Origin of the sequence: Cutibacterium porci (assembly GCF_009696315.1) — a bacterium.
Classification (GTDB): Bacteria; Actinomycetota; Actinomycetes; order Propionibacteriales; family Propionibacteriaceae; genus Cutibacterium; species Cutibacterium porci.
The window spans coordinates 222,076-245,802 of record NZ_VUMG01000003.1 but is presented as its reverse complement, the minus strand read 5'-3'; the positions used below and the strand labels follow the sequence as shown (position 1 = coordinate 245,802).

Annotated in this window: 22 protein-coding genes and 1 pseudogene; 19 read left to right on the top strand and 4 right to left on the bottom strand. The window is 60.3% G+C overall.

Features of this window, described 5'->3' with window-relative positions; translation table 11 throughout:
- The first annotated feature begins 65 nt into the window (after window positions 1-65).
- The 6 genes from FYJ43_RS08615 (at window position 66) to tuf (ending at window position 7,227) form a co-directional block, all read left to right on the top strand.
- Window positions 66-1,577 (top strand): choice-of-anchor M domain-containing protein, encoded by a 1,512-nt coding sequence (locus FYJ43_RS08615; protein ID WP_326833551.1) that lies wholly within the window; start codon window positions 66-68, stop codon window positions 1,575-1,577.
- A 374-nt stretch (window positions 1,578-1,951) separates the two neighbouring features.
- Window positions 1,952-2,290, top strand: a complete 339-nt coding sequence (locus FYJ43_RS12070; protein WP_326833550.1) for a hypothetical protein — start codon at window positions 1,952-1,954, stop codon at window positions 2,288-2,290.
- A gap of 299 nt (window positions 2,291-2,589) precedes the next feature.
- Entirely contained in the window at window positions 2,590-2,961 is a 372-nt protein-coding gene (gene rpsL, locus FYJ43_RS08605; protein ID WP_002514884.1) for a 30S ribosomal protein S12, read from the top strand.
- A 3-nt stretch (window positions 2,962-2,964) separates the two neighbouring features.
- Window positions 2,965-3,435 carry a 30S ribosomal protein S7 gene (gene rpsG / locus FYJ43_RS08600; protein ID WP_004809065.1) on the top strand — a complete coding sequence of 157 codons (471 nt, stop codon included), beginning with the start codon at window positions 2,965-2,967 and terminating at the stop codon, window positions 3,433-3,435.
- A 133-nt stretch (window positions 3,436-3,568) separates the two neighbouring features.
- The gene (gene fusA, locus FYJ43_RS08595) at window positions 3,569-5,662 is read left to right on the top strand and encodes an elongation factor G (RefSeq protein ID WP_326833498.1); all 2,094 of its coding nucleotides are present in this window, start codon (window positions 3,569-3,571) and stop codon (window positions 5,660-5,662) included.
- Between the two features lie 371 nt (window positions 5,663-6,033).
- Complete coding sequence (gene tuf / locus FYJ43_RS08590) at window positions 6,034-7,227, top strand: elongation factor Tu (RefSeq protein ID WP_326833497.1); 1,194 nt, start codon at window positions 6,034-6,036, stop codon at window positions 7,225-7,227.
- Between the two features lie 168 nt (window positions 7,228-7,395).
- On the opposite strand, the gene FYJ43_RS08585 is transcribed toward tuf, so the two are convergent.
- From FYJ43_RS08585 to FYJ43_RS08575, 3 genes are all read right to left on the bottom strand, one after another.
- Entirely contained in the window at window positions 7,396-9,057 is a 1,662-nt protein-coding gene (locus FYJ43_RS08585) for an alpha/beta hydrolase (RefSeq protein WP_456064354.1), read from the bottom strand.
- A gap of 204 nt (window positions 9,058-9,261) precedes the next feature.
- Window positions 9,262-11,235 carry a bifunctional metallophosphatase/5'-nucleotidase gene (locus FYJ43_RS08580; protein WP_154563934.1) on the bottom strand — a complete coding sequence of 658 codons (1,974 nt, stop codon included), beginning with the start codon at window positions 11,233-11,235 and terminating at the stop codon, window positions 9,262-9,264.
- 85 nt (window positions 11,236-11,320) lie between these two features.
- Complete coding sequence (locus FYJ43_RS08575) at window positions 11,321-13,012, bottom strand: glutamine--tRNA ligase/YqeY domain fusion protein (protein WP_154563932.1); 1,692 nt, start codon at window positions 13,010-13,012, stop codon at window positions 11,321-11,323.
- Between the two features lie 53 nt (window positions 13,013-13,065).
- Between FYJ43_RS08575 and gltX the strand changes: the two genes are divergently transcribed.
- Window positions 13,066-14,562: a glutamate--tRNA ligase gene (gene gltX / locus FYJ43_RS08570; protein ID WP_154563930.1), complete on the top strand. Its 1,497-nt coding sequence runs from the start codon at window positions 13,066-13,068 to the stop codon at window positions 14,560-14,562.
- 219 nt (window positions 14,563-14,781) lie between these two features.
- Window positions 14,782-15,518: pseudogene (locus tag FYJ43_RS08565) on the top strand (hypothetical protein); the annotation flags it as partial.
- Here the strand turns inward: FYJ43_RS08565 and FYJ43_RS08560 are convergent.
- On the bottom strand, window positions 15,505-17,409 hold the full coding sequence (locus FYJ43_RS08560; RefSeq protein WP_154564431.1) for a 6-carboxyhexanoate--CoA ligase: 1,905 nt from the start codon (window positions 17,407-17,409) through the stop codon (window positions 15,505-15,507). The pseudogene FYJ43_RS08565 and the gene FYJ43_RS08560 overlap by 14 nt on opposite strands.
- A gap of 600 nt (window positions 17,410-18,009) precedes the next feature.
- Here FYJ43_RS08560 and rpsJ point away from each other — a divergent pair.
- Genes rpsJ through rpsQ form a run of 11 tightly spaced genes read left to right on the top strand, consistent with a single transcriptional unit; the run spans window position 18,010 to window position 23,590 of the window.
- Window positions 18,010-18,321, top strand: a complete 312-nt coding sequence (rpsJ, locus tag FYJ43_RS08555) for a 30S ribosomal protein S10 (protein ID WP_002514870.1) — start codon at window positions 18,010-18,012, stop codon at window positions 18,319-18,321.
- An 11-nt stretch (window positions 18,322-18,332) separates the two neighbouring features.
- Entirely contained in the window at window positions 18,333-19,004 is a 672-nt protein-coding gene (rplC, locus tag FYJ43_RS08550) for a 50S ribosomal protein L3 (protein WP_154563926.1), read from the top strand.
- Window positions 19,001-19,906, top strand: a complete 906-nt coding sequence (rplD, locus tag FYJ43_RS08545; RefSeq protein WP_154563924.1) for a 50S ribosomal protein L4, sunset domain variant — start codon at window positions 19,001-19,003, stop codon at window positions 19,904-19,906. Before rplC ends, rplD begins: the two co-directional genes overlap by 4 nt.
- Window positions 19,903-20,211: a 50S ribosomal protein L23 gene (rplW, locus tag FYJ43_RS08540; protein WP_326833496.1), complete on the top strand. Its 309-nt coding sequence runs from the start codon at window positions 19,903-19,905 to the stop codon at window positions 20,209-20,211. Before rplD ends, rplW begins: the two co-directional genes overlap by 4 nt.
- Before the next feature lie 26 nt (window positions 20,212-20,237).
- Window positions 20,238-21,074, top strand: a complete 837-nt coding sequence (rplB, locus tag FYJ43_RS08535) for a 50S ribosomal protein L2 (RefSeq protein ID WP_154563922.1) — start codon at window positions 20,238-20,240, stop codon at window positions 21,072-21,074.
- Between the two features lie 15 nt (window positions 21,075-21,089).
- Entirely contained in the window at window positions 21,090-21,371 is a 282-nt protein-coding gene (gene rpsS / locus FYJ43_RS08530; protein WP_002516048.1) for a 30S ribosomal protein S19, read from the top strand.
- Window positions 21,372-21,388: 17 nt separating this feature from the next.
- Window positions 21,389-21,850 carry a 50S ribosomal protein L22 gene (rplV, locus tag FYJ43_RS08525; RefSeq protein WP_154563921.1) on the top strand — a complete coding sequence of 154 codons (462 nt, stop codon included), beginning with the start codon at window positions 21,389-21,391 and terminating at the stop codon, window positions 21,848-21,850.
- A gap of 1 nt (window position 21,851) precedes the next feature.
- The gene (gene rpsC / locus FYJ43_RS08520) at window positions 21,852-22,661 is read left to right on the top strand and encodes a 30S ribosomal protein S3 (protein WP_154563920.1); all 810 of its coding nucleotides are present in this window, start codon (window positions 21,852-21,854) and stop codon (window positions 22,659-22,661) included.
- A gap of 1 nt (window position 22,662) precedes the next feature.
- The gene (gene rplP / locus FYJ43_RS08515; RefSeq protein ID WP_154563919.1) at window positions 22,663-23,082 is read left to right on the top strand and encodes a 50S ribosomal protein L16; all 420 of its coding nucleotides are present in this window, start codon (window positions 22,663-22,665) and stop codon (window positions 23,080-23,082) included.
- Window positions 23,082-23,315, top strand: coding sequence for a 50S ribosomal protein L29 (gene rpmC / locus FYJ43_RS08510; RefSeq protein WP_154563918.1), 234 nt, complete (start codon window positions 23,082-23,084; stop codon window positions 23,313-23,315). The genes rplP and rpmC overlap by 1 nt, the downstream gene beginning before the upstream one ends.
- A gap of 2 nt (window positions 23,316-23,317) precedes the next feature.
- The gene (gene rpsQ, locus FYJ43_RS08505; protein ID WP_154563917.1) at window positions 23,318-23,590 is read left to right on the top strand and encodes a 30S ribosomal protein S17; all 273 of its coding nucleotides are present in this window, start codon (window positions 23,318-23,320) and stop codon (window positions 23,588-23,590) included.
- Window positions 23,591-23,727 lie beyond the last annotated feature (137 nt).

The window sequence follows — 23,727 nt, the reverse complement described above, 5'->3', positions numbered from 1 at the left end:
CTCCTAACCGGGAGTATGTGGCGGTGACCGCCCACCATGTGTCAGTCGGGCTGGAAAGAAGTGGTATGCAGGCTAAGAACAACGTACAAAGGCCGGTGGTGCTGGCCGTCCTCATGACCATCGTCATGTCGATGTTTGCGCCGGTAGCGTGGGCCGCAGACGCCAAGGTTGTCTTGAGTAAAGGCCACACGGACGCGTTCTATATCACCACTGACGGCGGCGTTCCTGTCGTGAAGGTCGACAATGGGCTCGGCTCGCGGATGTACGATCCGAACAATGTCGAATTCCAAATCCGGTCGAGTACGTACGGAAAGTACACGCTCACCGGAGTAAGTGAGTCGCCTCTTGAGGGCTATTACACCGGCAGCGAGGAGAGCGACGAATGGTTCGAGCCTGGCTGGAATGCCCCGGGATTCACAAAGAACGGATTTGACGCATTGCGCGTTGACTTCACGGCGATAACAGGTTCAGGCAAGATATACATCCTTGGCAATTCACCCGAGGAAGACGAGAACGGCAGGCTCGGTGCATTCCTTACTGGTGGCACATATCAGGTTGTCAAAGGGGCATCGCTACCGATCAAGGGTCATCAGCACGCCCACTGGCTCTTCACTCGAGCTGGTAAATACACCATGAGTGGGGTAGTCGTCGGCAAGAAAGCTGACGGTAGGGACGTCACGTCGCAACCATTTACTCTTTCGTGGGACGTCGTGAAATCTGACAACGACAACCGCAGGGACGATGTGGTTGGGCCGTCAGAAGGGGACGATCCCTCTGCTGAGCCATCCAGCGAGCCGGCAGCTGTGAAGATTGACGACACCAACATCGACATCTCCCAAGGTCATCTTGACGTATTCGCAGGTATCGCTCGCAATGAAAAGCTGTTGATGGCTATCAAGGACGATCGCAATGGCGTGGCTGTTTACCGAGCTCCTGAGGCTGTAACTCTGCGCGTTGGTGAGAACACCTACCGGAAACTACCTCAAAATATGCACGACCGCTTTGCACCGCAGGGATATGTTCTGGCCCAGAATGGAGAAAATCAGCAGGAGGCGTTGTTCCCTGGCTGGGATACCTACGGCGTCGCGCCCGATTTCCAGGCCGTTGACTTCGAGTTCGTCGATGTGAAGGGTCCGGGGAAGGTGTACATGTTCATGCAAGGGATCGGCAAGCTGCGTTCGGCGCTGACATCCGGCTCATGGGTGTTGGCCGCGGGGGAGTCCATCTCGCAGAAGAAACCTGGCCATGTCCACACCAACTGGTTATTTGAGAAGCCGGGTACATACACGATGAAGGTTCGTCTCAAGGGAGTCCCGGTCAAAGCGCCTCATGGCAAAGCTGTCGCCTCTGAGCCTGTGACGTACACGTGGGTTGTTGGTGACCGACGCGGTAGCTACCTGTCGGAGTCGGCAAAGTCCCCGAATGGGGCTGCGTCGTCCACGTCGAGCGTGGCTGAGAGCGCCGGTGGGCGTGCGCTACCGACTAGTGCGGCTACGACTCCGATGCCACCACAGACCGGCAATGGTCGCGCGCAGGGGATCGCGCGGCACCATGGGTTGCCGCGTACCGGCGTCTGAAAGGCGTATCCGTCACGTTGACGCTGTAGGCCTAGCGCCGTCCGACTGCCACGCTCGCGGCGGTCGGACGTGCGCACCGGCTGCTCCACGCAGATGTGGCGAGGTAGGGTCGAAGGCGTAAAGTACATCGCATCATTTGTCGAAGTGCTTGCTGTATTACGGGGGATAACGGGATGAAGCGAACAGTTCGTACTGGTGCAGCAGTGGCGTGCCTGGGAATGGTTGCCTTGGTAGCGACAGCTCCCAGTGCCAGAGCTGAGACTGCTCCGGCTCCGGTGCCGACGTCGCAGGCAAATGGGAAGTCCGTGCAGCTTGTTCGCCCGTCAGTGCATGTCAGTATTGGCATTACACGGTCTCCTCGGCATCACGTCGTTGTGCCGCCGGAGATTCACGGGGGCACCATATCGCTGCCCAATATCAGCGGCGGGCCGATCATCCTTCCGACCGTCAAAGGTGGGACGGTCACTCTCCCTAATGTCAAAGGTGGCACGGTCACCCTCCCTGACATCAGTGGGGGTCCCATTGTCCTTCCCAAGTTCCAGGGTGGGGTGGTGAGCATTCCGCCGATCGCGTTGCCGTCGCTGCGTGCTACGGGGGATATCAGAGCAAACGGTGCCCTCCGTGGCCAGATCGGTCGGGGGAACTTCCTTGCCGCTGGGGGCGTAGGTGTTCCCGAGGATCGTCCGGTGGCCCTTCCTAAGACCGGTGCCTGAATGTTCCTGCTCTGACGAAGTGCGCGAGGCGTCCGTATTGGTGTCACGATGCCGCCAAGTTTGACCCTCGCAATGTGGGGGGATACCCTGTTAAGGCATGTCCGGTTCGTCCGGACGCTTGTGCGTGCCCTGGCACGGCGATTTACGACCGCTTGAGTTGCTGCGAGAAGGTCTGCCCGTGCGGAGTTCGCACGGTACTCCCAATCTGCAGCGAGGGGCAGCGGTGATCCCGACGCAGCGATGGTGGAGTGCAAAGCCAGGGAATTCCGAACACACCAGACGGAAAGAGATACCAGCCGGTGCCTACAATCCAGCAGCTGGTCCGCAAGGGCCGCACTGACAAGATCAGCAAGAACAAGACGCCTGCCCTCAAAGGCTCGCCGCAGCGCCGTGGCGTGTGCACTCGTGTGTACACCACGACGCCGAAGAAGCCGAACTCGGCGCTGCGAAAGGTCGCCCGTGTGCGCCTGTCGTCGGGCATTGAGGTCACGGCCTATATCCCCGGTGTCGGACACAACCTCCAGGAGCACTCTATGGTGCTTGTGCGTGGCGGTCGTGTGAAGGACCTCCCGGGTGTGCGTTACAAGATTGTCCGCGGCTCCCTTGACACCCAGGGTGTTAAGGGTCGCAAGCAGGCCCGTAGCCGTTACGGTGCCAAGAAGGAGAAGTGATTCATGCCTCGTAAGGGACCCGCGCCGAAGCGCCCAGTGATGGTCGATCCCGTCTATGGATCTCCTCTCGTCTCCCAGCTCGTGAGCAAGATCCTTCTCGACGGCAAAAAGACTGTCGCCCAGAACATCGTCTATACCGCCCTCGAAGGCTGCCGCGCCAAGACCAACACTGACCCGGTTCAGACCCTCAAGCGCGCGCTTGACAACATCAAGCCGTCGTTGGAGGTCAAGTCCCGCCGTGTTGGTGGTGCCACCTATCAGGTGCCGGTTGAGGTTAAGCCTGCCCGTCAGACCACTCTGGCGATGCGTTGGCTGGTCGCTTTCTCTCGTGAGCGTCGTGAGAAGACCATGGCTGAGCGCCTCATGAATGAGATCCTCGACGCCTCCAATGGTCTCGGTGCTTCGGTGAAGCGCCGCGAGGATACTCACAAGATGGCCGAGGCCAACCGCGCATTCGCCCATTACCGCTGGTGATCGTGAGCCCCCTTCCCACTTCGGGGAGGGGGCACAGTCACGTCCAGCCCCCAATATCTGCGGTTCACCGCAGGTTCATCTGCGTCGAGCATCATACGAAGACCACTTACTCCAAGATTCGAGGTCAAGCACAGTGGCCAAAACTGACCTGAGCAAGGTTCGCAATATCGGCATCATGGCCCACATCGATGCCGGCAAGACGACGACGACCGAGCGCATCCTCTACTACACCGGTAAGTCGTACAAGATCGGTGAAGTCCACGACGGCGCCGCCACCATGGACTGGATGGAACAGGAGCAGGAGCGCGGCATCACCATCACGTCCGCCGCGACCACCACCTTCTGGCATGACACCCAGATCAACATCATCGACACACCCGGGCACGTGGACTTCACTGTTGAGGTGGAGCGCTCGTTGCGTGTTCTCGACGGTGCCGTCGCCGTGTTTGACGGCGTGGCCGGCGTCGAGCCACAGTCGATGACGGTTTGGCGTCAGGCTGCTAAGTACGGCGTGCCACGTATTTGTTACATCAACAAGTTGGACCGTACTGGCGCATCCTTTGACCATTGCGTCAATACCATCAAGGAGCGTCTGCACGCTATCCCGGTTCTGCTGCAGCTGCCGATCGGTGCCGAGGACCAGTTCGTGGGCATCGTCGACCTCGTTGCGATGAACGCGAAGACGTGGCGTGGCGAGACTGAACTCGGTGCTCACTACGAGACTGAGGACATCCCGGCCGACATGAAAGACGAGGCCGAGGCTGCTCGCGCAGAGATGCTCGAGACTGTCGCCGAAAACGACGAAGAGTTCATGGAGCTCTACCTCGAGGATCCCGATGCCGTGACTGTCGATCAGGTCAAGGCTGCTATCCGTCGCGGTGTGCTGGCTTCCGCTTTTACTGCCGTCACTTGTGGTACTTCCTTCAAGAACAAGGGCGTGCAGCCGCTCCTCGACGCTATCGTCGACTACCTGCCGTCGCCGATCGACGTCCCCGCCATCTCCGGTTTCAAGCCTGGTGACGAGTCCGTCGAGCTCGAGCGTCACCCCTCTGACGACGAGCCGCTGTCGATCTTGGCTTTCAAGATTGCCTCCGATCCTCACCTTGGCAAGCTGACCTTCGTGCGCATCTACTCCGGTGTGTTGCATGCTGGTGACCAGGTGCTCAACGCCACCAAGGGCAAGAAGGAGCGCATCGGAAAGATCTACCAGATGCACGCCAATAAGCGTGAGGAGATCGAAAGCATCGGGGCTGGCATGATCTGCGCGGTTATGGGTCTTAAGGACACCACGACTGGCGAGACTCTGTGTGACCCTGCCAACCCCATCATCCTTGAGTCGATGACCTTCCCCGCTCCCGTGATCGAGCAGGCCATCGAGCCAAAGTCGAAGGCCGATCAGGAGAAGCTCTCGAACGCCATTCAGCGTCTCGTCGAGGAGGATCCAACCTTCCGCGTTCATACCGACGAGGAGACTGGTCAGACGATCGTCGCCGGTATGGGTGAGCTCCATCTCGATGTCTTCATCGACCGCATGAAGCGCGAGTTCCACGTCGAGGCCAACATCGGTAAGCCGCAGGTCGCCTACCGTGAGACGCTGCGCAAACCGGTCGAGAAGTACGAGTACACGCACAAGAAGCAGACTGGTGGTTCTGGTCAGTTCGCTCGTGTCGTCATCGCGGTTGAGCCAAAGGAGCCCGGATTCGGCTACGAGTTCGCTAACGCCGTCACCGGTGGTCGCGTCCCCAAGGAATACATCCCGTCGGTTGACGCTGGCGTCCAGGAGTCCATGCAGTTTGGTGTTCTGGCCGGCTACCCGGTTGAGGACGTCAAGGTCACCCTGCTCGACGGTGCCTACCACGAGGTCGACTCCTCCGAGATGGCGTTTAAGATTGCGGGCTCGATGGCTTTCAAGGAGGCTGCTCGTAAGGCCAATCCGGGTCTGCTTGAGCCGCTCATGGCCGTCGAAGTAACGACCCCGGAGGATTACCTCGGTACCGTCATTGGCGACCTCAACTCTCGCCGTGGCCAGATTCAGGAAATGGTTGAGGAACACGGAAACAAGGTCGTGCGTGCGTTGGTTCCGCTGTCTGAGATGTTCGGATACGTCGGTGACCTGCGTTCCAAGACCTCCGGACAGGCTTCGTACTCTATGGAGTTCGATTCCTACGGGGAGTGTCCGTCCACCGTTGCTGAAGAAATCATCGCCAAGGCTAACGGAGGCAAGTGAGCCATCAGCTGTAGCTGATTGACCTTGTGGCCCAGTCTCACCGGGGTGAGGCTGGGCCAATTTTTTATATTGGACGTGGACATGTCGAAGCGTCGGTTACCTCGACCTGAACCGGGTTATTGCGATGCCGGCCGGGTTGTCAGCATAACGGCAATGGCAAGGTTGCCGACCGCGCAGTAATCTGTGCGCTGATGAGAAGATTTGCGTCCTGCATCCCGCTAGTTTGACTATCGCGGCCTGGTGCAGAACAATAAGAAAAGTTCCCTGACCTCTGGTCGGGGGCCCGTCCAGAAACGTTCCTGGGAACCTCCCAGGAATATCCACATGACGCGTCCCGTGCACAAGCGGGCGACATTCCAGAAGGAGCCCCAGTGGCAAAGGCCAAGTTCGAGCGGACCAAGCCGCACTGCAACATCGGCACCATCGGACACATCGACCACGGCAAGACGACCCTCACCGCGGCGATCTCCAAGGTGCTGCACGACAAGTACCCGGAGCTGAACGAGGAGTCGCCGTTCGACCAGATCGATAAGGCTCCTGAGGAGCGTCAGCGCGGCATTACCATCTCGATCGCCCACATCGAGTACCAGACTGAGAAGCGTCACTACGCTCACGTCGACTGCCCTGGGCACGCTGACTACGTCAAGAACATGATCACCGGTGCTGCCCAGATGGATGGTGCCATTCTCGTCGTTGCCGCTACCGACGGCCCAATGCCGCAGACTCGCGAGCACGTGCTGCTCGCCCGTCAGGTGGGTGTGCCGGCCATCGTCGTGGCCCTGAACAAGTGCGACATGGTTGACGATGAGGAGCTCATCGAGCTCGTCGAGATGGAGGTCCGCGAGCTGCTGACCTCGCAGGAGTTTGACGGCGATAACTGCCCTGTCGTCCGCATCTCCGCCTTCCAGGCCCTCCAGGGTGACGAGAAGTGGACTCAGTCGATCGTCGACCTCATGGATGCCGTGGACGAGTACATTCCTCAGCCTGAGCGCGATCTCGACAAGCCCTTCCTGATGCCGATTGAGGATGTCTTCACCATCACCGGTCGTGGCACCGTTGTCACCGGCCGTGTTGAGCGTGGCGTCGTCGCCACCGGTGAAGAGGTCGAGATTGTCGGTATCCACGACAAGATCCAGAAGACCACCGTTACCGGTGTCGAGATGTTCCGCAAGATCCTTGATGAGGGTCGTGCTGGTGAGAATGTCGGTGTTCTGCTCCGTGGCACCAAGAAGGAGGACGTCGTTCGCGGCATGGTCCTCTGCAAGCCCGGTTCCACCACCCCGCACACCGACTTCGAGGGCCAGGTCTACGTCCTTAAGAAGGATGAGGGCGGACGTCACAAGCCGTTCTTCTCCCACTACAGCCCACAGTTCTACTTCCGTACCACGGATGTGACTGGCACTGTGGAGCTCCCTGAGGGCACCGAGATGGTTATGCCGGGCGACAACACCGACATGACCGTGCACCTGATTCATCCGATCGCCATGGAGGAGCAGCTCAAGTTTGCTATCCGTGAGGGTGGCCGCACCGTTGGTGCTGGTCGAGTCACCAAGATCATCAAGTGATGTAATCTGAGCTCGTAAACGAGCCCGCCCCCATTGGGGGCGGGCTCGTTTACATATGGGATTAAGTGCGCCGTGGGGCCGCGCTGGCATTAAGGTGCGTGGGGACCGCGCTGGGATTAACGCGCCGGGGGAGGACGTTGCCACCAGTGGTAGGACGCGATAGTGCTGCTACCGAGGTGCGGATGTTTTGGGGATGGCGGTAGTGAGAGCGGCCACGGTGTTGTCGTCGCAGTGGATCCCTAATACGGCAGCCCAGATGGGGATGAGTTCACTATGGTAATTGTGTCCATGGCCACCTGGGGGAGTCGTCGACAAGGCCATATCGGCTGTCACTTGCCAAAAACTTGACCACGGAGTCCACTGGATGTGAGGATTGACGTCACTGCCCGCTCTTTCGCGCATCCAGTCCGGTTCAGCCCAAATCATCTCGGGAGACCACCATGTGACCGGGTCTGAAGGGTGCTGGACATAGGCAATGCGAGTGTGCGAGTTCCATGATGGATACGGGGCTCCCCAATGATCGTGGGTGATTTCGCTAGGATTTCCGATGAATCGCACAACTCGGCCATTATTAATGACCGGGACGATCTCGGGAGATCCGTCACGCCGATTCTTTTCGAGGTTTTTCCAAATCGGCGTGAAACCGGGAGTGCCGACCCATACCGCACCGTCGACCTTTGACACCATGTCGTCGATCGACGAAAAGGCAGCCTGTCCACCGAAGGATCCCAGGGATACGCCGCTGCTGTACAGCTTGGGGCGGGTATGGGGGTCCAGTGTGGTCCAGTAGTCGTAGATGACGGTGAAGAGTGCGCGGGCACCTTGCTTAGGCGATTCACGGTCGAGGAGGAAAGCCCCGACGCTACCTAGGTACGAATACTGCATGGTCGCCGTGGCGCAGTCGCCGAGTGTCAGGTACTCGACTGCGGACATGGACCACTCTTCGACCCATCCAGAACCTGTGCCGTTCTGGATGACGAGAACTTTGCGGTGAAACGCTCCGGTGCGAATGAGCTCAGCGAGCACACCGTTAGCCTCTGCGATGTAATCACGCTGAGCGTTTAGCCCGGCGTACACGCGTATTGGCTCTTTCGCCGGTTTTCCCATGACGTCGCTAATCATGGCGGCATGAGGGCCATCAGTGACGACGTCTTTTCCTTCCCTGCCCAGGCTGTCCCAGGTCTGAAGGGAGTCTGGTGAGCCTGACCTCAGCGAAGACGTCGGCGGGGTACGCCCGGCCGCTGTCTGGGCATTTGTGCGTGCCATAACGTGAGCGACACCATTGGCGGTGGTTCTCACGATGACGTTGTTGGTCGCCCACAGAAGCAGGGCGATGCTTATGGTGACGACGACGACTGCGAGAACCGGTTGGGCAATGAGACGGTGCACACCGGTGTAGAGAGTTCGGATGCCGTGGGCGATAAGACGCACTAATAGCACGGTTGTGATGAAGAGAAGCAGGCCGGTCAGCATCCCGACTGTCTGCGCAAGCCACACCTTACGCGGCAGCCCAACAGCCTCGGATACCGCGCGTTGCTGCCGGGTGCACCATATGAACATCCCGAGTGATATGAGGGTGAGGAGGGCGTACCAGCTACGTCGTATCCCCCGCACAGCGTTCGTCGACACCGTCACCTGTAATCGGCTGATCTCTGCCAACCACCGGGAAATACGGCCGATGAACCCGCCGATCCCATATGCGACGAGAGTTGATAACCACACGTTGATAGCAACCATCCACCACGTTCGGGGAACGAGCGACGGGGTCAAAGCAGTCCACAGGCCAAAGAGGGCGAAAATGAGGCCCGCGATACTGGCACGGCGCAGCACTTTTGCTGGCCAACGCCTCGTGGCCAGCCGCGCCGGGAGTTCATGCTTTGGATCCCGTGGAACGATTTGAGTTGTCAGCGCAGCATCCTTCCAACATCGAGGGCACAACCGTCACCTATCATGATCACACGTTTCACGGTGCCCTGACTAAATGAGCCTCGGCTCACCACACGTCGTGGGCCGAGGCTCACACAATCGTTCCTGTCAGAGGCCGGTGCGCGGCAGGCGCACCGGATGGCTGTCAGAGCTAGCTTCCGGTGGAGTGCTACGGTCACCGGACCGAGGTCCGGGCCTGAGCTTACCTGTGGTGGTGCGATGCCTATCGTTACCGGATTTACCATCGGCTGGCCACGTCTGGCCAGTCGTGGTGAGGAACCAGTTGCGATCGAAGAAACTCTTCGGATCAATTGTTTTCATTGCGGTGGCAGTGTCGATGAGCAGTTGACGAATTTCGAGAATTTCGTTCCACACGACCGGGGCTTCGGTGACGTGTGGGTAGTTACCGCCACCACTCATGCGGTAATTATTGATGGCCAGTACGAACTTCTGGTCATCTGTAACCGGCTTACCGTGCCACGACAAACCTAAGATGCGGTTGCCGACCGGTCGAGAAATGTCGATGGAGTACTTGACTTCAGTAACGACGTCGTAGTTGTAATCCCACACCGGTTTGCCTTGGTAATCGGCCTGCGTGTCGCCGCCTTCGCTGGCCGGAGCAGGATTGATGGTGGCGCCCTTCGTGACGCGCTTAAAGTACTTCGCCGAGTATTCCAAGTAGTCCTTGAGTTGTTTTCCCGTGAGCAGGACGCCGGCCAGGGTGTTATCGAATAGATACAACCCGGCAATATCCTTAATCTTGACGTCGCCCTTCGGGAAGGCGGCGGTGCGGGAAAATGGTGATACTTGGGCGATGACAGGGATACCGTCATACCTGCCACCCGCGATTGCCTTGGCGACGGTGTCGGCTTCGATCGCACCGATGAAGTCGAGTATCGGGGTGTCTTCGACCATCGAACGCTCGGTCGTCAGCCTCATCGCTGAGGTAGCGACGACCGAATTAACATACGAGATGGTCGCCTTGTGGTCGGCCTGAAGCTGGGAGTCAGAAGCGAACTCGCCGTCTTCCTCAACGTCGCGAGTGTAACGCGGTGTGACGGTGATGTCGTCGTGCTTGATCGTAACTTTATTGTGAGAGAAATCCAGCGGAATTGTCACCTGGGATACCGAACGGGCCCAGTAATCGGGCTGGGTGAGAACAACCTTATGTCCCGAGGCGCCGTCAACGATCTTGAATGGGTCATCCTGATGGGTATGGCCAATGACAACTAAGTCGACGTCGGGAACAGATTGTGCCAAAGTGGTGGCATCATTCTCTGGCAGGCCGTTGTACACCGGCGTAGCCTGATTTTCGGATAGCCCGGCATGGACGAGCACGATAACGACGTCAGCACCATTCTTTCGTAGGTGTACCGAGTGTTTTGCGGCGGCCTTGACGGGGTCAATTATGTCGATTTTGCCAGCCAGATTGGCCTTGTCCCACACCATTGATCCAGGAGTAGTTACTGCAACCACACCGACCTTGACGCTGTGACCGGCAACGGTCTTACTGAGCATGATGCTGCCCTGCGTGAGCGGTTTGCCACTGTCCATAACATTCGCGCACAGCAACGGCGCATTGAGATCCCTGCGATAGCGGAGGAGCTCGTCGATTCCGTAATTGAATTCGTGATTGCCGATATTGACAGCGTCATAACCGACCACATTGAAGGCGCGGGCCATAACTTCATCGCCACCGAGTTTTTCGGGTTGTTTCGCTGAAAGGTAGGTCAGCGGGGTGCCCTGGATAGTGTCCCCATTGTCGAGGACGACGACGGACTCAGAACCCACGTCGGCGCGCACCTGTTTCGCAATCGTGGCTACGCGGCTGACACCCAGGGGTGCCGAGGAGAAGCTCTTGCTCGAGGGCGTAAATGGGGCGTCGGCGAAGTAATCCCAGTCAAAAATGTGGCCGTGGATATCTGTGGTCGCCAACACGGTCAGCGCAGTGGGGCCGGCTGCAGCCGGGGAAGCCGCAGCGACCGTCGACGCCGATGCGAAGGAGGCTGCCGCAGCGGCCCCTAGTGAGCTGACCAACATGGCACGACGAGACATGTCTGTAGCGAGGAGGTTGTCATACATGGATAGTGTCCTTCCAGCCGACGGGGAGCGACACCATCGTTGCCTACAGAGGTGACGCATCGGTGGATTGCTCGCCATGCTTGAGTCAGGCCTTGCGCTTCTGTAGTTGGGTCCATTCGTCGCGCAGACCGACAGTGCGATGGAACACCGAGGTGTCACAATCGGCGGCGAAGTATCCCAGCCTCTCGAACTGCACGACCTCGCCCGGTGCCACGCCGGCTAAGGCTGGCTCGGCCATAACCCCGGTGAGAGTCTCGCGCGACTGTGGGTTGAGATCATCCAGGGCTTCCCCAGTCTGAGACCCGGGAATTTCGGCGCTAAAGAGCCGGTCGTACAGGTTGGCCGTGACGTCAATGGCATGGGCGGCTGAAACCCAGTGCATCGTCGATTTCACCTTGCGACCGTCAGGGGCTGTCCCGCCTCGCGATTGCGGGTCGTAGCTAGCGTGGACCTCAGCGATGGTGCCGTCGGGATTCTTGACGACGTCAGTAGCCGTCACCAGGTAGGCACCCCGCAAGCGTACTTCGTGGCCGGGGGAGAGGCGGAAGAACTTGCGGGGAGGATCCTCGCGAAAATCGTCGGATTCAATCCAGAGTTCACCAGTGAAGGGAACGCGACGGGTGCCGTCGTCAGGATTCTCCGGATTGTTGACGAGTTCAAACCACTCCACTACCGGGTTGCCGTCGTCGTCAGTTGGCCAACCATCAAGGATGAGCTTGAGGGGGTGCAACACTGCCATGCGTCGCTGGGCGGTGGCGTTGAGCTCGCGGCGCACAAATGACTCGAACTCCTCGATGGCCTTCACCGAGTTGTTCTTGGTGGTGCCGACGGCCTGGCAGAAGGCCCGGATCGCGGCAGCCGGGTATCCACGGCGACGCATACCGCGCAGGGTGGGCATGCGCGGGTCGTCCCACCCGTCGACGACACCGTCGGTTACAAGGGACTTGAGTCTGCGCTTAGAGGTGATGGTGTGCGTTAATTCGAGACGGGCGAATTCGCGCTGCTTAGGGGCGGGACCATCGAGCGGCAGATGGGCGAGGAACCAGTCATAGAGCGGACGGTGGCTGTTGAATTCCAGAGAACACAGCGAGTGGGTCACTCCCTCAATGGCATCAGACTGCCCATGCGCCCAGTCGTAGGTGGGATAGATGCACCACGTGGTGCCGGTGGAATGGTGGGCTTGGTGGCGGATGCGGTACATGACGGGGTCGCGCAGCCACATATTTTCGGCTTGCATGTCGATGCGAGCGCGTAGACAGCGGGAACCGTCGGGGAACTCCCCGATGCGCATCCGCTCCAGCAGGTCGAGGGACTCGGCGGCAGGACGATTGCGATAGGGGCTCTCAATGCCCGGCTTGCCGTAGCCGCCTCGTTGCTCGCGAATAGTTTCGGGAGACTGATCGTCAACGTAGGCTAACCCTTCACGCACCAGGTATTTCGCCCACTCGTAGAGCTGTCCAAAATAATCGGAGGCATGGACGACGTGGGCAGGGGAGTAGCCCAGCCACTCAATGTCGGCAATGATCGACTCGACATATTCGGTTTCCTCAGTGCCGGGGTTGGTGTCGTCGAGCCTCAAGTTGCAGATGCCGCCATAGTCCTCGGCAATGCCGAAATCGGTGACAATGGCCTTGGCGTGGCCGATGTGGAGATAGCCGTTGGGCTCGGGTGGGAACCGGGTCTGGACTCGACCGCCGTACGTATCCTGGTGGATGTCCGCACGAACAACTTGATGAATGAAGTCCGACGCGGCTGGGGTTCCAGTAGGTTCTGCCATGGCGGGAACCTTACCGGAGTCTGTCAGTGGATCTCGATAGACTTCGTGCCATCATGACTGAATTGCATCCCGCGCGCACGCGCGTTGCCCCCTCGCCCACCGGTGATCCTCACGTCGGCACGGCTTACATGGCCTTGTTTGATAAGGCGTGGGCACGGCGTACTGGCGGTCAGTTTGTGCTGCGCATCGAGGATACCGATCGCCATCGGTTAGTTGCAGGCTCGGAGGATCAGATTTACCAGACGCTTGAGTGGCTGGGGTTGTCGCCTGACGAGTCGCCGGTCGTCGGTGGCCCCTATGAGCCGTATAAGCAATCCGAGCGTTTGGACACATATAAGCCGCTCGTTGACAAGCTCATCGAGTCCGGACATGCCTACCGTTGCTGGTGCTCCCAGGAGAGGCTCAAGCAGCTGCGTGACGAGCGTGCTGCAGCCAAGTCGTCTGAGACCGGCTACGACCGCATGTGTCTGGGGATGTCTAAGGAAGAGAGGGCCAAGCTGCCGGGCTTTACCGAAACCCCGGTGGTTCGGATGCTCATCCCTGAGGACGTCGATCTGGAATTTGACGACCTTATCCGGGGCAAGGTCCACGCCCCTCGCCCTGACGATCAGGTGATTCTCAAAGCCGACGGCTTCCCGACCTATCACCTGGCCGTCGTTGTTGACGATCATCTCATGGGGATAGATACCGTTGTGCGCGGTGAGGAATGGATTTCGTCAACCCCCAAGCATCTGCTGCTTTACAAGTGGCTGGGATGGGACGTTCCGAATTTCGCTCATATGCCACTTCTGCGCAACACCGACAAGTCGAAGATCTCTAAGCGCAAAAACCCGGCAGCCCGATTGATGTGGTTTCGGGAGCAGGGGTATCTGCCTGAGGCCTTGCGGAATTTCCTTCAGTTGCTGGCCTACCCGACGATTGCCGAGGGTCAAGAGATGGAGGATTTTGACTCCTTTGTGTCCCGGTTTGAGTGGCGCAATATCTCCACTGGCGGTCCTGTTTTCGATGTCACTAAGCTGGATTGGCTTAATGGCCAGTACATTCGCAGTCTTGAGGTAGAGGACCTCACTCGTCGCGTGCTCGAGTATGCCGACCGAAGGGGCCAAGCACAAGACGTGCTCGCTCGCGACCTCACTGACGAGGATCGTGTGGTTCTTCGCACCGCGATGCCGCTGGTTCGCGAGCGGTTGACGTTGTTGTCTGAGGCGTTACCCAAGCTGGCTTTCCTCCTTATCGACGATGAAGCCCTGGTATTTGATGAGGACTCTGTGGCCAAGCTCAAGGCAGGAGCTGACGAGGTCCAACATGCCGCTGTTGAGGTGCTCGAGGGGCTCGACGACTTCTCCGCTGACGCCATCCAAGCCGCTCTACGAGCCAAACTGTGTGACGACATGGGTGTTAAGCCGCGTCTAGCCTTTGCTCCGGTGCGGGTGGCTGTCACCGGTTCTCGGGTGTCTCCGCCGCTGTTTGAAGCGATGGAGATTCTGGGTAAAGAGTCGACGCTACGCCGTATGCGCAGGTTTGAGGCCGAGATAGGACGACAAGGGTGATCGAACGACACACAGGGATGCTGAAACGCCCCGTCGTGTGGTTTTAGGTTCTCGTCACATGTTATTGGGCGTTGGTGTGGTGAACACCCATTTGGGATATCGACGATTTGTATTTTGCCACTCGCTCTGGCGCTGTCGGCGGTCGTATCGGCTGGGCGGATTTTGCGCGGCTAACCAGATATGACCTGGTGGAACGCAATGGCCGTTTCTCGGACATGATGGTGCGGGCTTGTCATGGCTATGGGCGGCAGTCGTACTGTAGCGAGTATTCATCACGAATTGAATGCTCCAGGGATTATCGGTGCAATTGTTGCTATGGCCCTCATCACACCTGCCGACTATACGGTGAGCAGTGGCCTTGACGTGACGGTGGTTGGCGACGCCGCGAGAATGGGAATGCCGGGTTTCGTGGTCGTGATGGTGGTCCTCACTGTGATCGCTGCTCGGATGTCTGGATGCGGCATGGTAGGGGTCTCGACCGGCGCGGCGTGCGGTTACTACGCACTGCCGATGATTCAGGGCTCCCCAGGGGGACATACCTCTTTCCTTGGCCTGGTGGTTTTCACTGCGAGCGCGCTGGCGTGGGCTGCCGTCGGGTTGGTAGCCAACAATGTGACGCAGGACGGTGGTGTTCCAGATTCGGAACCTGTGACCCTGTGGTCGCAGGTTCGCGTGGGCGGGCGTCGACGTAGCGGCGGTTGCCTATGGTTCTGGCGATCGTCGCTACGGCATCGTGCTATCGGGCGGCAAGGAGCGTGGTGCATGCTCCAGGCAGCAACGGCAGTGTGTGGCGCACAGTCGATGCCCAAGCAGACGCGGCACGTTGTAGGGAGCGTAATGCGGTCGGTCTGAAGGCGCTGCCGTACCCGGAGCCCGACTATGCGGGTCCCCGTCGATCCACCGAGTACCGGCTCCATCAGTACTACGACCTGCCGGGCAACGTCATGCGTTGGTGACAGTCCCGTCGAGGACATCGCGGATCGCCGAGACGAGAACCCGAATGTGTTCTTCGGTGTGACGTGCTGTCAGGCAAATACGCAGAATTGCCCGGCCCCTCGCGACGGCTGGGTAGCGGATCGCACCGACTATGAGGCCCCGGCGAGCTAATTCGTCCTGGGCGGCGACGGCACGCGACTCCGATCCGACCGGCACTCGGATGATCGGGCCGAGGTCGTTGGCTGCTGGGCTTGCAATGAGACCTGCCTCGGCGAGAAGACAGCGTGCCTGGGCGACGGTGGTCTGAAGTCGTTGGACCTTACTGGTGTCAGCTCGAAGGTAACGCACAGACGCAGCTATCGCAGCCGCGACGGCGGGGGAGGAAGCACTGGAAAACGCATATCCCCGTGCGCAATTGCGTATCAGAGCCGCCACGGTCTCGTCGACGCAGACGAAACCGCCCTCGACTCCGAGCGCCTTGCTGGCCGTTCCCAGCACGATGTCGGGCCGTTGCGATGGCGGCAGCCCTTCAGTTACGCCGCGGCCAGTAGGCCCAACCGTGCCGATCCCATGAGCGTCATCAATGACAGCGAGAGCACCGTGGCGGTGGGCTATCTTTACGACCTCGGCGACGTCGGTGGCGTCGCCGCCCATGGAATAGACGCCTTCGACGAGGACGAGCGCCCTGTCAGTCGTGACGCGGTTGAGACAGGCTTCGATAGCGTCGAGGTCTGCATGTGGGACGACGACGGTGCGTGCTCGCGCCAAGCGACACCCGTCGATCAAACTGGCGTGGTTGTCGGCGTCGGAAATAACGGTGACGTCAGGGCTAGCGAGTAGCTGGAGGGTCGCAAGGTTGGCCTGGTATCCACTGGCCATCAATACGGCTTGCGGGTATCCCAACCACGAGGCAATCTCGTGTTCAGCTTGCTGGTGAGCGACAGAAGTCCCGGTCGTGAGGCGAGATCCGCCCGAGCTGCACCCGAGTTTTTCGGCAGCGGTAATCATGGCTTGCTGAATGCGAGGCTCGGTTGACAAGCCGAGATAGTCCGATGACGAGAACAGCAGGGCGGGACCTTCGGTTGTGACGGCATCAGCGCTTTGGGGAGAACAAAAGATGCGGGGGTTGCGGTCCAGACCGGCGTCGCGCCAGGCATTGAGGCGTTGGCAGATGTGATCGCGCCACGAGGTCGTCTCATGAGAATCGGCGGTAGGGCCGATAAGTACAGGCTGACGTTCAAGCCATTCGGTGGTGATCGTTGGGTCGGCGGATGCGGTGTCAATAAGGATGACGCGTCCGCCATTGCGGTCACCATCGGCTTTGACGTTAGTGACCGTCGTATAGATGCCGTCAACACACATGTAACCCCGGGTGTAATCGGGATCATCGGACATACAGAACTCGGCGAGCACTCCCGGTGCTGCTGCGACCTTGCTCGCTAACAAAACGGCTTCGTAATGATGCTTCTTGTGCGCCAACGACCCGGGGGTTGGCTCTGCCAGGTCACCGAACCTGGTGACCCGCACCCCACGAAGAGGGTCGGCCTCCAATCGTCGGCCAGTTCCGACCTCAACGAGAGCCGCGCCTCGCATGGTCGGTGCGTCGGTGAGGATGCGTAGCACGTCACCCGGATTGGGAATGAAGCGCGACAAGACGTCGAGGAAGTGCTGGCGAGCCGTCGCCGGATCAGGGCATTCCTTCAGGTGAGTAGGTAGAGCGGGAATGACGGCGGGCTCGGCGTCAATCTGATCCAGGCTGAGTCGCACGTGTCGGGGCTCGACGCTGTGTCCCGGTGCAAAGGCGCGTCGCGTCAGGCCTGCTATGGCCTGCTCGACCATGGCTGAGGCGACGAGGGATTCGGCTCCGCTGACGTGATAGGGCTCGCCGCCGAGGGTTCCGCTGGCCCTCATCCGAACGCTCCACCACGCCTTAGGTGCGGGATCTGACGGTGGCATCGGCGACTCCTGACTGGATGGGATACTTGACAGTGGTGGCAGCCGCAGTATGACGGCCACCGGACCTTAATTGAACACCATTCAATTCGCGAGCCGCGTTGGGGCCCGTGGACCCGATTTGCCTTGCCGGCATGTCGGTGAGAGACTGTACAAGTTGCTCCGAACGGGGCTGCGGTGCGTCACGCCCGGATCCACAGGGGTCGGGTGGGGCTACTGGAGTCCATCGGTAGTGGTGTCACCACCAAGGTGAGTCCACTACCTAGCCCACGGAAGCGGGTTTGTATCGGGCTGATCGCAGACAATTCCACAGTGTTCACGGGGTCCTCAACGGCTGGTGAGCGGTGGTGTGCTGCGGTTTCCGATGCGCGACACGCCCGAGCGCGTGGGTCGGGGAGGGGTGATGTGACCTTGCGGTTTGCGTGTTATTGACATGCGTAGAAATCGCGAGGTTGGGACCAATGAGGAGTTCGCTCCTCACGCCGGAACCCTCTGGGCGTACCGGACTCCCACGTCAGGGAATCTTGGACGCGGCAGAGACGAGTAGAAGGAACAACTGTGGCGGGACAAAAGATCCGCATCAGGCTGCGGGCCTACGACCACGAGGTCATCGACTCGTCGGCGCGCAAGATCGTCGACACGGTGACCCGCACGGGTGCCAAGGTCGCCGGCCCGGTGCCGCTGCCGACCGAGAAGAACGTGTTCTGTGTGATCCGTTCGCCCCACAAGTACAAGGACAGCCGCGAGCACTTTGAGATGCGCACCCACAAGCGGCTCATCGACATTCTCGAGCCGACCCCTAAGACGGTCGATTCGCTCATGCGTCTCGACCTGCCTGCTGGTGTCGACATCGAGATCAAGCTTCCGTGAGGTTGAGCACCATGACCAATGAACGCACTGTCAAGGGCGTGCTGGGCACCAAGCTCGGCATGACCCAGCTGTGGGACGAGCACAACAGGCTCGTTCCTGTGACCGTCATCCAGGCTGGCCCGTGTGTCGTCACTCAGGTGCGCACCCCCGAGACTGATGGCTACTCCGCTGTCCAGCTAGGCTTCGGGGCTGTTAAGGCTAAGAACGTCACCAAGCCTCAGGCTGGCCATTTTGAGAAGGCCGGTGTGACCCCTCGACGTCACCTTGTTGAGCTGCGCACCGCTGATGCCTCTGAGTACACCTTGGGCCAGGAGATCACCGCTAGCGTGTTTTCCGAGTCCGATTTCGTTGACGTGACCGGCACTAGCAAGGGCAAGGGCACTGCTGGTGTTATGAAGCGTCACGGCTTCGGTGGCCTGCGTGCCACGCACGGTGTGCACCGCAAGCACCGCTCGCCGGGCTCCATCGGCGGCTGCTCGACGCCAGGCAAGGTCATTAAGGGCCTCCGCATGGCTGGCCGCATGGGCTCTGAGCGAGTGACTGTCCAGAACCTGCAGGTTCACTCCGTCGACGCCGAGCGCGGGATCATGCTGGTCCGCGGCGCAGTTCCCGGCCCGAAGGGTTCCCTGCTCGTCGTCCGCAGCGCCGCCAAGAAGGCCGCCAAGAATGGGGATGCCGCATGAACGAGACCAAGACCATCGACGTCCTCGACGTCAAGGGTAAGAAGGCCGGATCGGCTGAGCTGCCTGGTGACGTCTTCGACGTGAATACCAACATTCCGCTGATCCATCAGGTCGTCGTCGCCCAACTCGCGGCTGCCCGCCAGGGTACCCACGCCACGAAGACTCGGGGCGAGGTTTCCGGTGGAGGCAAGAAGCCGTGGCGTCAGAAGGGCACCGGTCGTGCCCGTCAGGGTTCGACTCGTGCACCGCAGTGGGTCGGTGGCGGCACCGTCCACGGTCCGCAGCCGCGCTCCTACGCTCAGCGCACCCCCAAAAAGATGGTGGCTGCCGCACTGCGTGGCGCCCTGTCCGATATGGCTCGCGACAATCGCATTGTCGTCGTGACGTCACTGGTTGAGGGTGGCAAACCCTCGACGAAGCAGGCCAAGGCTGCGCTGTCCGGTCTCGCTGAGCTCAGCAAGGTGCTCGTCGTCCTGGCTCGCACCGATGAGGTTGACTGGCTGTCGGTGCGTAACCTCTCCGAGGTTCACGTCGTGGCCGCTGATCAGCTCAACACCTACGACGTCGTTAATGCCCGGACCATCGTGTTCAGCCAGGCTGGTCTCGACGCCTTCGTCGGAGCCCGCAGCGCTAGCGCTCAGGCCCTGACCGCTGAGCCCGAGGTTCCTGAGACGAATGTCGCCGACCAGCACCCCTACGGGGAAGATTCTTTCCGTGGCGACAACCCACCGGCTGGTTTCGACATCAAGGGCAACGAGGACTCCATGAAGTTCCACGAGCCGTCGTCGCCGTGGTACGGACGCACTATCGCTGAGGTGTGGTTCCGTTCCGCTGCAGCCGCTGAGGCCGCTGGCTTTGTCAACGCCGTTAAGTCCGACTCCACGAAGGAGGACGCCAAGTGAGCGAGCTGAAGATCCGAGATCCCCGGGACATCATTCTCGCCCCGGTCGTCTCCGAGAAGAGCTACAGCCTGCTCGACCAGAACACGTACACGTTCTTGGTCAAGCCGACTGCCAACAAGACCGAGATCAAAATTGCGATCGAGCAGATCTTCGGTGTGAAGGTCACCTCGGTGAACACGATGAACCGCAAGGGGAAGACGCGCCGTACCCGCACGGGCATCGGCAAGCGTCCCGACACCAAGCGCGCCATTGTGACTGTTGCCGAGGGTGATCGCATCGACATCTTCACCGGCCCGGTCGCCTGAGCCGCGAGAGAAGGAACGAAGTACCAATGGGTATCCGCAAGCACAAGCCCACCACTCCGGGCCGCCGCGGCTCGAGCGTGTCGGACTTCGTCGAGCTCACCCGCTCGACCCCTGAGAAGTCCCTGCTCGTTGCCAAGCCGAAGACCGGTGGACGCAACAACACAGGCCGTATCACTACCCGCCATATTGGTGGCGGGCACAAGCAGGCCTATCGCATCATTGATTTCAAGCGCTACGACAAGGACGGCGTGCCGGCTAAGGTCGCTCACATCGAGTACGACCCGAACCGCACCGCACGCATTGCTCTGCTCCACTACGCCGACGGTGAGAAGCGTTACATCATCGCTCCCGATGGTGTCGGCCAAGGTACCGTCGTGGTGTCTGGCCCAGAGGCTGACATCAAGCCAGGTAATAATCTGCCGCTGCGTAACATTCCGGTCGGTACCACGGTTCACGCTGTGGAACTGCGCCCAGGAGGCGGTGCCAAGATGGGTCGCTCTGCCGGTGCGTCGGTGCAGCTGGTCGCCCGCGAGGGCAAATACGCCACCCTGCGCCTCCCCTCCGGCGAGATGCGCATGGTCGACATTCGCTGCCGCGCCACCATTGGCGAGGTCGGTAACGCCGAGCAAATCAATATCAACTGGGGTAAGGCTGGCCGTAACCGCTGGAAGGGCATCCGCCCGACCGTTCGTGGTGTGGTCATGAACCCGATCGACCACCCGCACGGTGGTGGCGAGGGTCGTACCTCTGGTGGTCGTCACCCGGTGAGCCCATGGGGCAAGCCTGAGGGCCGCACCCGTAACAAGAAAAAGGCGAGCAGCCGTCTCATCGTGCGTCGCCGCAAGTCCGGCAAGAAGCGCTGATTGGGAGTCTGAGACATGCCACGCAGTCTGAAAAAGGGCCCCTTCGTCGACGAGCATCTGGCCAAGAAGGTCACTGCCCAGAACGAGGCGGGCACACACAACGTCATCAAGACCTGGTCGCGTCGCTCCATGGTCACCCCCGACATGATCGGGCACACCATCGGCGTGCATGACGGTCGCAAGCACGTCCCGGTTTTCGTGACCGAGTCGATGGTTGGGCACAAGCTCGGAGAGTTCGCCCCGACCAGGACCTTCAAAGGTCACGTGAAGGACGACAAGAAGGCGCGCAGGCGCTGACGAGAGGGATCTGATTCATGAGCAACACTGAGAGGCCCAGCCGTCGCGCCGCCCTGCTCGGCGATCGACCCGGCTCGTACGCCATCGCGCGTCACGTCCGGATGAGCGCCAGCAAGTGCCGTCGCGTTATCGACTTGGTTCGCGGCATGGACGCCGTCGAGGCGGTGACCATGCTGAAGTTCCAGCCGCAGGCCGCAGCTGAGCCAATCCGCAAAGTTATCGCCTCAGCTATGGCCAACGCCGAGCAGACCGAGGGCCTGCGCGCCGACGACCTGTACATTTCGCAGGCCTTCGTCGACGAGGGCGTCACCATGCGCCGCATCCGTCCCCGCGCTAAGGGATCCGCTAGCCGGATTCTGAAGCGCTCCGCCCACATCACCGTGGTTGTCGAGCCCAAGGAAGCCCGTCGGGCCGCTAAGAAGGCCAAGTCGGGTCGTTCGGCAGCTGCAGCCAAGTCCGAGACCGAGAAGGGAGCCTGACATGGGCCAGAAAATCAACCCCCATGGTTTCCGTCTTGGTGTGACGACCGATCACAAGACCCGCTGGTACGCCGAGAAGCAGTACGCCGAGCTCGTGGGTGAGGACGTCAAGATCCGTGAGTGGCTCCACAAGAACCTGGAGCGCGCCGGCCTGTCGTCCATCGAGATCGAGCGTCGCTCCGAGCGCGTAACCATCTTCCTTTACGCCGCACGCCCAGGCATTGTCATCGGGCGCAATGGCGCAGAGGCTGAGCGCGTGCGAGGTGAGCTGGAGAAGCTCACCGGCAAGCAGATTCAGTTGAATATCCTCGAGGTCAAGAACCCCGAGACCGATGCCCAGCTGGTTGCCCAAGGAATTGCCGAGCAGCTTGCTGCCCGTGTGGCTTTCCGTCGCGCTATGCGCAAGGCCCAGCAGTCCGCCATGAACGCCGGCGCGCTTGGTATCCGTATCAAGTGCTCTGGTCGTCTGGGTGGCGCCGAAATGAGCCGTTCTGAGGGTTACCGCGAAGGCCGTGTGCCGCTGCACACTCTGCGCGCTGACATTGACTACGGCTTCTTTGAGGCCCGCACCACCTTCGGCCGTATTGGCGTCAAGGTGTGGATTTATAAGGGTGACGTCACCGGCACTCGTGCCGAGCGTGCTGCCCAGAAGGCTGCTCGCCAGGCTGCCCAGGGCGGCCGTGGTGGACGCGGTGGTAATCGTCGTGGCCGGGGCGACCGTCCCGATCGTCGCGGTGGACGCCGTCGCGCTGAGGCCGCCAAGCAGTCGGCTGAGACCCCGGCCCCGCAGACCGAGAACGCAGGAGCCTGACATGTTGATTCCTCGTCGAGTGAAGTACCGTAAGCAGCACCATCCCAAGCGGACTGGCGCTGCGAAGGGTGGCACCCAGTTGGCCTTTGGTGACTACGGCATCCAGGCCATCGAGGGAGGGTATCTGACCAACCGTCAGATCGAGGCCGCCCGTATTGCTATGACCCGCTACATCAAGCGTGGCGGAAAGGTGTGGATTAACGTCTACCCGGACCGCCCCATGACCAAGCACCCCGCCGAATCCCGTATGGGTTCCGGTAAGGGTACGCCTGAGTGGTGGATCGCCAACATCAAGCCCGGACGGGTCCTCTTTGAGCTGTCGGGTGTGTCAGACGATGTGGCTCGCGAAGCCATGCGTCTGGCCATTCACAAGCTGCCGATGAAGGCCCGTTTCATCTCCCGTGAAGGCGGTGACAACTGATGCCGAAGCTTTCTGCTGCTGAGCTGCGCCAGCTTTCCGGTGAGGAGCTGCGCACGAAGGTTCGCGAACTTAAAGAAGAGCTGTTCGGTCTGCGTTTCCAGTCGGCCACCGGCCAGCTTGAAAACACCGCACGCCTGCGTGAAGTTCGCAAGGACATCGCCCGGGTGTACACCGTGCTCCAGGAGCGCAACCTCAATATCGTCGATGATCCCGATTCCACTAAGGAGGCCTGAGCATGAGCGAGAACACCGCTGAGCGGACGACCCGCCGCAAGGTCCGTGAGGGACTCGTCGTGTCGGACAAGATGAATAAGACGATCACCGTTTTGATCGAGGATCGTGTCAAGCACCCGCTATATGGCAAGGTCATGACGAAGTCGGTGCGTCTCAAGGCCCACGATGAGAACAACGAGGCTGGCATGGGTGACCGTGTGCGGATCATGGAGACCCGTCCGCTGTCGGCCACCAAGCGCTGGCGGCTCGTCGAGATCGTCGAGAAGGCCAAGTGACGTCGTGGTGAGTTGACCCTGACGTACTGCAAGGCGACCTATCCGAATGGGTGGGTCGCCTTGTTTGCGTTTAAGGCCATGGCGTATGCGTTTGGGAGTCGTAGTTGTGGTGAGGAATCGGAGTGGTGACGTGGCAG

Excerpts from the sequence above, each read along its gene's own strand:
- FYJ43_RS08615 (WP_326833551.1), top strand. The coding sequence starts at position 66 with ATGCAGGCTAAGAACAACGTACAAAGGCCGGTGGTGCTGGCCGTCCTC.
- rpsG (WP_004809065.1), top strand. The coding sequence starts at position 2,965 with ATGCCTCGTAAGGGACCCGCGCCGAAGCGCCCAGTGATGGTCGATCCC.
- FYJ43_RS08580 (WP_154563934.1), bottom strand. The coding sequence starts at position 11,235 with ATGTATGACAACCTCCTCGCTACAGACATGTCTCGTCGTGCCATGTTG.
- FYJ43_RS08575 (WP_154563932.1), bottom strand. The coding sequence starts at position 13,012 with ATGGCAGAACCTACTGGAACCCCAGCCGCGTCGGACTTCATTCATCAA.
- gltX (WP_154563930.1), top strand. The coding sequence starts at position 13,066 with ATGACTGAATTGCATCCCGCGCGCACGCGCGTTGCCCCCTCGCCCACC.
- FYJ43_RS08560 (WP_154564431.1), bottom strand. The coding sequence starts at position 17,409 with ATGAGGGCCAGCGGAACCCTCGGCGGCGAGCCCTATCACGTCAGCGGA.
- rplC (WP_154563926.1), top strand. The coding sequence starts at position 18,333 with ATGACCAATGAACGCACTGTCAAGGGCGTGCTGGGCACCAAGCTCGGC.
- rplD (WP_154563924.1), top strand. The coding sequence starts at position 19,001 with ATGAACGAGACCAAGACCATCGACGTCCTCGACGTCAAGGGTAAGAAG.
- rplB (WP_154563922.1), top strand. The coding sequence starts at position 20,238 with ATGGGTATCCGCAAGCACAAGCCCACCACTCCGGGCCGCCGCGGCTCG.
- rpsS (WP_002516048.1), top strand. The coding sequence starts at position 21,090 with ATGCCACGCAGTCTGAAAAAGGGCCCCTTCGTCGACGAGCATCTGGCC.
- rplV (WP_154563921.1), top strand. The coding sequence starts at position 21,389 with ATGAGCAACACTGAGAGGCCCAGCCGTCGCGCCGCCCTGCTCGGCGAT.
- rpsC (WP_154563920.1), top strand. The coding sequence starts at position 21,852 with ATGGGCCAGAAAATCAACCCCCATGGTTTCCGTCTTGGTGTGACGACC.
- rplP (WP_154563919.1), top strand. The coding sequence starts at position 22,663 with ATGTTGATTCCTCGTCGAGTGAAGTACCGTAAGCAGCACCATCCCAAG.
- rpmC (WP_154563918.1), top strand. The coding sequence starts at position 23,082 with ATGCCGAAGCTTTCTGCTGCTGAGCTGCGCCAGCTTTCCGGTGAGGAG.
- rpsQ (WP_154563917.1), top strand. The coding sequence starts at position 23,318 with ATGAGCGAGAACACCGCTGAGCGGACGACCCGCCGCAAGGTCCGTGAG.